This is a genomic window from Zhongshania sp., from assembly GCF_041623545.1.
Classification (GTDB): Bacteria; Pseudomonadota; Gammaproteobacteria; order Pseudomonadales; family Spongiibacteraceae; genus Spongiibacter.
Window position 1 is genome coordinate 1 of the sequence record NZ_JBFJWS010000118.1, and the last position, 9,088, is coordinate 9,088.

At 53.1% G+C, this 9,088-nt stretch carries 10 protein-coding genes; 8 read left to right on the plus strand and 2 right to left on the minus strand.

The genetic code is table 11. The features are described 5' to 3' along the window. The 6 genes from ABYT30_RS11390 to hisC all read left to right on the plus strand — a co-directional run. A partial coding sequence (locus tag ABYT30_RS11390; protein ID WP_373096548.1) for a phospholipid-binding protein MlaC occupies nt 1-561 on the plus strand: 561 nt, incomplete at its 5' end. 120 nt (nt 562-681) lie between these two features. Continuing rightward, nucleotides 682-915 carry a BolA family protein gene (locus ABYT30_RS11395; protein ID WP_373081795.1) on the plus strand — a complete coding sequence of 78 codons (234 nt, stop codon included), beginning with the start codon at nt 682-684 and terminating at the stop codon, nt 913-915. Between the two features lie 27 nt (nt 916-942). Further along, nucleotides 943-2,208: a UDP-N-acetylglucosamine 1-carboxyvinyltransferase gene (gene murA / locus ABYT30_RS11400; protein WP_373081797.1), complete on the plus strand. Its 1,266-nt coding sequence runs from the start codon at nt 943-945 to the stop codon at nt 2,206-2,208. A 26-nt stretch (nt 2,209-2,234) separates the two neighbouring features. Continuing rightward, nucleotides 2,235-2,891 (plus strand): ATP phosphoribosyltransferase, encoded by a 657-nt coding sequence (hisG, locus tag ABYT30_RS11405; RefSeq protein WP_373081799.1) that lies wholly within the window; start codon nt 2,235-2,237, stop codon nt 2,889-2,891. Continuing rightward, a complete protein-coding gene (gene hisD / locus ABYT30_RS11410; RefSeq protein WP_373096550.1) occupies nt 2,891-4,222 on the plus strand; it encodes a histidinol dehydrogenase in 1,332 nt (443 codons plus the stop codon). Before hisG ends, hisD begins: the two co-directional genes overlap by 1 nt. Beyond that, on the plus strand, nt 4,219-5,280 hold the full coding sequence (gene hisC, locus ABYT30_RS11415) for a histidinol-phosphate transaminase (protein WP_373096552.1): 1,062 nt from the start codon (nt 4,219-4,221) through the stop codon (nt 5,278-5,280). The genes hisD and hisC overlap by 4 nt, the downstream gene beginning before the upstream one ends. Before the next feature lie 10 nt (nt 5,281-5,290). Here the strand turns inward: hisC and ABYT30_RS11420 are convergent, their stop codons facing one another. Continuing rightward, complete coding sequence (locus tag ABYT30_RS11420; RefSeq protein WP_373081805.1) at nt 5,291-6,334, minus strand: trypsin-like peptidase domain-containing protein; 1,044 nt, start codon at nt 6,332-6,334, stop codon at nt 5,291-5,293. A 105-nt stretch (nt 6,335-6,439) separates the two neighbouring features. On the opposite strand from ABYT30_RS11420, the gene ABYT30_RS11425 reads away from it, so the two are divergent. Then, a complete protein-coding gene (locus ABYT30_RS11425; protein ID WP_373096554.1) occupies nt 6,440-7,201 on the plus strand; it encodes a Nif3-like dinuclear metal center hexameric protein in 762 nt (253 codons plus the stop codon). A gap of 7 nt (nt 7,202-7,208) precedes the next feature. Here the strand turns inward: ABYT30_RS11425 and ABYT30_RS11430 are convergent, their stop codons facing one another. Continuing rightward, complete coding sequence (locus ABYT30_RS11430; RefSeq protein WP_373096556.1) at nt 7,209-7,685, minus strand: YhcB family protein; 477 nt, start codon at nt 7,683-7,685, stop codon at nt 7,209-7,211. Between the two features lie 150 nt (nt 7,686-7,835). Between ABYT30_RS11430 and zapE the strand changes: the two genes are divergently transcribed. Beyond that, nucleotides 7,836-8,945: a cell division protein ZapE gene (zapE, locus tag ABYT30_RS11435; RefSeq protein WP_373096557.1), complete on the plus strand. Its 1,110-nt coding sequence runs from the start codon at nt 7,836-7,838 to the stop codon at nt 8,943-8,945. Nucleotides 8,946-9,088: the final 143 nt, after the last annotated feature.

Sequence of the window (9,088 nt, forward strand, 5' to 3'; positions counted from 1 at the left end):
AAAGTGATTGAGGGTGCGCGCAGCTATGTCGACAAAGACCCAGAGCGTTTTACTGGTGAAGTGCGCCGGATTATGGATGAAGTGGTCGACTTTCAGAGCTTTGCCCGGGGCATTATGGGGAAATACGGCAGTCGCGGCTATTATCAGAGTCTGAAGACCGATGCTGAACGCGCGAAATTTCGCGAACGGGTAATACGCTTTACCGAAAGTTTCAAAGACGGTTTGATTAATACTTACGCCAAGGGATTGCTCGGTTTTAACGGCAATCGCATAGAGGTGCTACCGTTAGCGGATGGTGTTGATTTATCCGGCAGCGTTGGTGTTCGTCAAAATATCTACGGAGAGCGCGCCAAGCCCTACCAGGTAATGTATACCCTCCGCCAAGACTCCGATGGAACTTGGAAGCTGCGCAACGTGGTAATCGAAGGTTTAAACTTGGGCCGTATTTACCAAAATCAGTTTAATGCGGCGGTTAAGCAGTATAACGGCGATATCGATAAAGTCATCGCCAACTGGACTGTTGCCCCTCAGGCTGTGATGGAAGAGCAGGCGGCCAGATAAGGTTCACTGCTTAATGGCGGGGATGAATGCGCTTTGCAGGTATTCGCCTCGCCATGTTGACTGCAATTGCGTACAATTCCGCGCTTGATATCGCTAGTGATGAATACAGGCAGGATTGTCATGCAAACAGATCTTATTGAACAGCGCCTTTCGGAGCATTTCCCCGCGAGTGAAGTGACTGTCAGCGGTGATGGCAGTCATTACGATGTCCGAGTTGTGAGTGCTGCATTTGCAGGTTTGCGTGCGGTTAAGCGCCAGCAGATGGTATATGCTGCGGTCAACGACTGGATTCGCGACGGCTCGCTGCACGCCATTAATATTAAAGCTATTACCCCCGAGGAAGCCCAAGCCTGAGGCTGACGGGACTTTCCAGGAGATTTCATGGATAAGTTGCTTATACGCGGCTGTGGCCCTTTGGCCGGAGAGATTCGCGTGTCCGGTTCTAAAAATGCGGCGCTGCCGATTCTTGCCGCTACCTTGCTGTCCAGCGAGCCGGTTTTAATCCGCAATCTTCCGCATCTGCATGACGTGACGACGATGATAGCGCTGTTGCGTAGCATGGGTACCGAGCTGGTTGTCGACGAGCGGCTCGGCGTTGAAATTAATGGCGCTACTACCACCGAAACAACAGCGCCTTATGAACTAGTGAAAACCATGCGGGCATCGATACTGGTGCTGGGGCCTTTGCTAGCGCATTTCGGTCATGCCAAGGTGTCGTTTCCCGGTGGTTGCGCTATTGGGAGCCGCCCAGTAGACCAGCATTTGCGGGGCTTTGAAGCCATGGGCGCTATCATCGATATCGATGAAGGCTATATCACCGCGCGGGCGCCTGAGGGTGGCTTGAAGGGTGCTCATGTCTTGTTTGATATGGTGACTGTCGGCGGCACCGAAAATGTCATGATGGCGGCGGCGCTGGCTAAAGGTCGTACCGTGCTGGAAAACGCTGCGCGGGAACCTGAGATTGTCGATTTGGCGAATTGCCTTATCGCCATGGGTGCCAAAATTAGTGGCCACGGCACGGCGACAATTACCATCGACGGCGTTGAGCGCCTGAATGGCTGCACCTATTCAGTGATGCCAGATCGAATTGAAGCGGGAACCTATTTAGTTGCAGCGGCTGCCAGTCGCGGATCGATTAAGCTGCGGGATATTGGTCCAGAGACCCTCGAGGCAGTGTTAGTTAAGCTGGAAGAGGCCGGCGCTAAAATTGAAAGCGGTGCTGATTGGATTAGTCTTGATATGGAAGGCCGTCAGCCCAAGGCGGTCAATATTAAGACCATGCCGTATCCGGGATTCCCAACCGATATGCAGGCCCAGTTCACTGCGATGAATACGGTGGCTGACGGGGTTTCCCATGTTACCGAGACGATATTTGAAAATCGTTTAATTCAAACCCACGAAATGAATCGCATGGGCGCCAAAATCACCATTGAAGGTAATACCGCGATGATTAAAGGTATTAACCGTCTCAAAGGCGCGCCAGTGATGGCCAGTGACCTGCGCGCTTCGGCGAGTTTAGTTATTGCTGGCTTGGTTGCCGACGGTGAAACCTTGGTTGACCGCATTTATCATATTGATCGTGGCTATGAATGTATTGAGGAAAAATTCCTCGCCCTCGGCGCCGATATTCGCCGAGTAGCCAACTAGAACTTACCCGTTCCTGGAGTTTACCTGTGGATCAGCCGGTTACTATCGCTCTTACTAAAGGGCGAATTCTTAAAGAAACCCTGCCCCTGCTAGCCGAAGCCGGCATTGTGCCGCTTGAGGATATTAGCAGCAGTCGCAAGCTGATTTTTGAAACCAATCACGCCCATATACAACTAATAGTGATTCGCGGCACAGACGTTCCGACCTACGTAAAGCTGGGTTCGGCTGATATTGGTGTGGCCGGTAAAGACATGCTGCTCGAGCTGGGCGCAGCGGATATGTACGAGCCGCTAGATTTGAATATTGCCCGCTGTCGGCTAATGACCGCAGGCCGGGTTGGTGAGGCACTGCCGCAAGGCCGCGTTCGCGTTGCCACCAAATTTGTTAATGTTGCCCGCCGCCACTTTGCCGAGCGGGGTATTCAGGTAGAGCTGATTAAGCTCTATGGCGCGATGGAATTGGCGCCGCTGATGAATTTGGCCGATTTGATTGTCGATATTGTCGATACTGGTAATACCCTGCGCGCCAACGGCATGGAGCCTCGGGATATGATTGCCGATGTCAGTTCGCGTTTGGTGGTTAATAAGGCGGCGATGAAGCGCAAGCACCAGAGCATTCAAGATATTATTGGAAAATTGACGGCCGCTGTGGAGGCTCGCCAAGCTGCATTGGAGTCTGTGTAATGGCGGAAATCATTCGGCGCATGAACGCGGCAGAGGCGGGCTTTGATGACGCACTGACGACTTTGCTAAATTGGGAGGCAACCACAAACCCTACTGTTTCCAATACAGTGGCGGAGGTGTTGGCCGCCATTCGCAGCGACGGCGACGCCGCGCTTATCGCCTATACCAAACAGTTTGACGGTGTGGATGCGCTAGTCGGGGGCGACCTAGAGATTCCCCAAGCGCGTATGCAGGCTGCTTTGCAGTCTATTCCTCGCGATGTTCGCGAGGCGCTAGAGCAGGCTGCCGAGCGAATTCGCAGCTACCACCAGCACCAGCATCAAGCGTCTTGGTCTTATACTGAGGCTGATGGCACCGTGCTGGGCCAGCAAATTACCCCGCTCGAGCGAGTTGGTCTCTATGTGCCGGGCGGGAAGGCGACGTACCCTTCGTCAGTGTTAATGAATGCTATTCCTGCCAAGGTCGCGGGGGTGGATGAGTTGATTATGGTGTCGCCCACACCCAAGGGTTTTGTCAATGACATGGTTTTGGCTGCAGCGGCGATTGCCGGCGTTGATCGCGTCTTTACCATTGGTGGCGCGCAAGCAGTGGGCGCTTTGGCCTACGGCACCGAGACCATTCCTAAGGTCGACAAGATTGTTGGCCCCGGCAATATCTATGTCGCTACTGCCAAGCGTCAGGTGTTCGGTAGCGTGGGGCTGGACATGATTGCTGGTCCCTCGGAAATACTGGTGATCTGTGATGGCAAAACCGATCCAGATTGGATTGCCATGGATCTCTTTTCCCAGGCGGAGCATGACGAAGACGCACAATCTATCTTGCTCAGTCCCGATGCGGCGTTTTTGGATGCGGTTGCCGCCAGTATTGCGAAATTATTGCCGGAGTCGGAGCGGGCCGAAATTATTCGCCAGTCTCTTTCTGCACGCGGGGCTTTAATCTTGGTGAAAGATCTAGATGAGGCCATTGCGCTGAGTAATCGTATTGCGCCTGAACACTTGGAGTTATCCTTTGATAATGCCCAAGATTACTTGCCGAAAATTCGCCATGCGGGCGCTATTTTTATGGGGCGCTATACGCCCGAAGCCTTAGGTGATTACTGCGCGGGCCCCAATCACGTTCTGCCCACTTCTGGCACGGCGCGCTTCTCTTCGCCGCTTGGCGTATACGATTTTCAAAAGCGTTCATCTATTATTGGTTGTTCTGCGCAGGGCGCTTCTGCATTAGCTAAAGTGGCGTCGGTGCTGGCCAGAGGCGAGTCGTTAACCGCCCACGCGCGTAGTGCAGAGTACCGTTTTCTGCCGGCGCAAATCGCCAGCGAGGAGTCAAAATGAGCCGGTTTTGGAGCCCCTTTGTTAAGGACCTTGTGCCCTATGTGCCGGGTGAGCAGCCCAAGCTGCAAAAGCTCACCAAACTCAATACTAACGAAAACCCTTACGGCCCTTCGCCAGTGGCTTTGGCGGCAATGCAATCGGCACTGAATGACGATCTGCGCCGCTATCCCGATCCCAATAGTGACCAGTTAAAAGCCGCAATTGCCGACTACCACGGTATCGAAACCGCGCAAGTATTTGTGGGTAATGGCTCGGATGAGGTGTTGGCGCATATTTTTCACGGCCTGTTTCAGCATGGTAAGCCCTTGCTGTTTCCCGATATTACTTACAGTTTTTACCCCGTGTACTGCGGTTTATACGATATTCCTTATGAGGCCATTCCGCTAGACGGGTCATTTCAGATTCGGGTGAATGATTACACCGGAATGAAGGGCGGGATTATTTTCCCTAACCCCAATGCGCCGACAGGATGTTTTTTGCCCTTGGCCGAAATTGAGCGCCTTTTAGTGGTGAATACCGAAACTGTGGTGGTGATTGATGAGGCCTATGTGGATTTTGGTGGTGAATCCGCCATTAGCCTTGTTGACCGATTTCCCAACCTGTTGGTCACCCAGACTTTGTCTAAGTCGCGCTCCTTGGCTGGTTTGCGTGTCGGCTTTGCGGTGGGGCACCCGGAGTTGATCGAGGCTTTAGAGCGGATTAAAAACAGTTTTAACTCTTATCCTCTTGATCGTCTGGCTCAATGCGGTGCGGCGGCGTCCTTTGCTGATCAAGACTATTTTGAGCAGTGCCAGCAAGCGGTTATTGATGAACGCGAAAGCCTTGTGCGGCGTCTCGCTGAGCTGGATTTTGAAGTGCTGCCATCGCTGGCGAATTTTGTATTCTGTCGGCACCGTAGTCGCGATGCTGCTGAGATTGCAGCAGGCTTGCGTGAAGATGGTGTTATTGTTCGCCATTTCAAGCAGCCGCGTATTGAGCAATACCTGCGGATTACTGTCGGTCGTCCGGAAGAAAGTGCGGTGCTGTTTGCATCCTTGCAAAGAGTGCTAAGCAGCTAATATTGCTAGGCTAGGTGTTTGGTCGTTCAGCCACTTGGGTCTCGATGGTAAAGAGCTCATCGCCTCGTAAAAAACCAATCCGCACCCGCTGGCCGGGGCGGGTATAGGTAATGAGCTTCATGCCGGCGTGGCCGTCGCCCACTTGTTCACCGTTAATTTCAGTGAGAATATCCCCGATTTTTAAGCCGGCTTTTTCTGCTGGGCCGCTAGTTGCTAGGCCAGTAATAATCACGCCGTTAGTGCCCACGCCGACTGGTTTTACTTCAATGCCGAGCCAGCCCCGCAGGGGGCGGCCATAGCTTATTAAATCGCTCATGGTGCGCAGCGCGAGATCGGTGGGGATGGCTAGGCCAATTCCGGTAGAGCCGCCGCTTTGGGTGTAAATTGCGGTATTGATGCCGAGCAAGCGTCCTTTGGTGTCAATGAGCGCTCCGCCGGAGTTGCCTGGGTTAATCGCGGCGTCGGTTTGAATATAGTTCTCAAATTGACTCAGTCCTAGGCCGTAGCGTCCGGTTGCGCTGACGATACCTTGGGTGACAGTTTGGCCAAAGCCATAGGGGTTGCCGATGGCGAGCACGATATTGCCGACCCGAGTTTTACTGGGGTCGCCAATGGTAATGCTGGTGAGGTTGTCGAGATCGATCTTAAGCACGGCGAGATCGGTGTCGGCGTCGCTGCCAATCACGCTCGCGAGGGCTTGGCGACCATCGTGGAGTAAGACTAAGATTTCGTCGGCGCCATTTATAACGTGGTAATTGGTGAGCAAGTAACCGGCGTCGCTGACGATAACCCCTGAGCCTAGGCTGCGTTCTAACTGCTGCTTGGCTTTGCCGTTGCGACTAAAAAAATGTTTGAATAATGGGTCGTTGGCAAGTGGGTGGCGCTGCTGCACAACCTTTGTGGTGTAGATATTGGCGACCGCTGGTGCGGCGCGCTCAACCGCGTAAACGTAGTCGTGGTCGCGTTGACCTGGGAGGTAGGCGAGTATACAAAGCCCCAGTAGTACCCCACAGAGTGTTGGCCAGATCAGATTTTTGGGGTTGGGCAGTTTCAAAAGCTGATCCTCGTAAATTGCTTGTGAGCCATATTTGGCTGGGTAAGCGCGCTGGCGTGCTAGCCTAGCATGATTTAGCTTGATTTCGAATTTCTAGGAGCTTGTATGAGCGTTTCATTGACGGCCCTTGTGATGGCCGCAGATAGTCTTTTGTCGCCCCAGAGTTTTAATGATTATTGTCCTAATGGTCTGCAAGTGGCGGGGGGCAGCGAGGTACGGCGGATTGTGTCGGGAGTGACGGCGTCGCAAGCCTTGATTGAAGCCGCTATCGAGGCTGAGGCGGACGCAATCATTGTGCATCACGGTTATTTTTGGCGGGGTGAAGATCCCTGTGTAGTGGGTATGAAGCGTCGCCGCCTGGCCTTGTTGCTTAAGCACGATATTAGTTTGATTGCCTATCATCTGCCTTTAGATGCCCACCCTGAGCTCGGGAATAATATTCAGTTGGCTAAAAAGTTGGGGATAACAGTGCAGGGCGGTCTCGAGCCGAATAACCCCCGCTCTGTTGGCAATGTCGGGATTTTGTCAGCCCCGCAGGCGGCGCAGCATTTTGCGGACCATGTCGCCAAGGTTTTGGGGCGGCGCCCGTTATTGGAGCTCGGTCACAATCGCCCGATTGCGCGTATAGGTTGGTGCACGGGTGGGGCGCAATCGTATATTGATAAGGCCGCCGCTTTAGGTTTGGACGCCTATCTGAGTGGTGAGGTTTCGGAGCCGACTATTTTGGCGGCGCGGGAACTCGGTATTACGTATATCGGTGCTGGGCATCATGCTACCGAGCGCTACGGAGTGCAGGCCCTGGCGGCGGCACTGGCGACACAATTTGATTTGCATCACCAGTTTATTGATATCGACAACCCTGCCTAGCTTGCCTTTAAAGGTGTGGAGCTACCGGCGGATTGATAGGTTCTTTGGGCTTCTTCTCAGCATCGAGACCGAACTCTTCGTGTAAGGCACCTTTTTTTCCGGGTTGGCGGGGAGCGTAATCCAGCGGCGGTGCCGACGGCACAGCTTTGCTGGGCTTGCTTTCTAGCACTGGGCGGCCCTCTGGGAGTGCTTGCAGTGGACTGATTCCAGAGGCGTGCAAATTTTGTGCGCCCTCCACTATGTGGTTATGCACGCTGCGGTAGCTTTCGGCGAGTTCATTGAGGAGTTCGCCGGTGCGGTCAAAGTGGGTGCTAACTTGATGTTGATATTCCTGTTGTTGCTGCTGCATTTCACCGAACTGCTTTTCTAGTGCTGCGCGGTTTTGCTGCTCCGGCTTTAATCTGCCTAAAACGAAGTAGCCGATGGCGGCACCGCTTAATAGGCAAATAATGGCGACGGCGATCAGGGTGTTTAGGTCTTGCACAGAAGCTCCTCCAGTGAGTCGACGTGTTTGTCACTCTAAGTACAGCGCAGTATAACTGCTCAGCCGGTCCGGTTCAGTACCCGCCGATAAAAAATTGCCAATTCTAGGTTGGGCCGGTAAAGTTGCGCCGACTTTAATGAGGACCTCACCATGGCTACGCCATTACAGCGTTATCGCCGAGATCTGGAGCAAGCCGATTTTTCTTACGATCCGGCGCAGGAATTCGCGGTTACGTGCCTGCAGCGTTTATACGATGAACTTGTTGCCCAGCCAACACCGGGTGCGTCTGGGCTATTGTCGGCGATTAAGATGCGGCTTAGTGGGCGGAAAGCGCCGCTAGCACCCATTAAGGGTTTGTACTTTTGGGGTGGTGTCGGGCGCGGTAAAACCTATTTGATGGACACTTTTTTCGATACGCTGCCTTTTGAAAATAAGCTGCGCGCGCATTTTCACCGCTTTATGCAGCGAGTCCATAAAGAATTAAAATCCCTGTCTGGCGAGAAAAATCCGCTAATTATTGTGGCTGACCGCATTGCGGACGAGGCTCGGGTTATTTGTTTCGACGAGTTTTTTGTGTCAGATATCACTGACGCTATGATTTTAGCGGGTTTGTTTGAGCGACTGTTTGAGCGCGGTGTGGTCTTAGTGGCGACGTCGAACATTACTCCAGATGGTCTGTATAAGGACGGTTTGCAGCGAGCGCGCTTTTTGCCAGCCATTGCGCTTATAAAGCAGCGCGCCGAGGTGGTGAACGTGGATGGTGGGATTGATTACCGCCTGCGCGCACTGGAACAAGCTGAATTGTATTATCAACCTCTGGGCGAGGCCGCGGAGCAGAGTTTGATGACTAGCTTCCAGCGTTTGGCGCCGGAAGCGGCGTCAGCTGACCAGGCCTTAGATATCGAGGGGCGCGAAATAACCGCCCGCTATGTGGCGGATGACGTGGCGTGGTTTGACTTTAGTGAGCTCTGTGATGGCCCGCGCAGCCAGTATGACTACATTGAGCTCGCTCGCGTGTTTCATGCTGTAGTCATTAGTAATGTGCCGCAAATGGGCGCTGGGCGTGACGATCAGGCGCGGCGCTTCATCAACTTAATTGATGAATTTTACGATCGTAACGTTAAATTGGTATTGTCGGCTGCAGTATCGCTAGAGAATCTGTATACTGGCGGCCGGTTGGATTTTGAGTTTGAGCGGACTCAGAGTCGCCTTCTGGAAATGCAGTCTGAGGACTACCTTGGACAGGAGCACCGTCCTTGACGGTGTTTGTTGTTATTCATTCAGAAAAGCAAACATTCCGCTTGAAAAACCTTTGGCGCTTATGTAGTATTCGCGCTCTTTGTTCGGTACGGGCCCTATAGGCGAGACACATGAAAACCTTAAGCGCAAAACCCAGTGACGTA

Coding starts and splice junctions, on each gene's coding strand:
- ABYT30_RS11425 (WP_373096554.1), top strand. CDS start 6,440: ATGAGCGTTTCATTGACGGCCCTTGTGATGGCCGCAGATAGTCTTTTG.
- ABYT30_RS11395 (WP_373081795.1), top strand. CDS start 682: ATGCAAACAGATCTTATTGAACAGCGCCTTTCGGAGCATTTCCCCGCG.
- hisC (WP_373096552.1), top strand. CDS start 4,219: ATGAGCCGGTTTTGGAGCCCCTTTGTTAAGGACCTTGTGCCCTATGTG.
- zapE (WP_373096557.1), top strand. CDS start 7,836: ATGGCTACGCCATTACAGCGTTATCGCCGAGATCTGGAGCAAGCCGAT.
- hisD (WP_373096550.1), top strand. CDS start 2,891: ATGGCGGAAATCATTCGGCGCATGAACGCGGCAGAGGCGGGCTTTGAT.
- murA (WP_373081797.1), top strand. CDS start 943: ATGGATAAGTTGCTTATACGCGGCTGTGGCCCTTTGGCCGGAGAGATT.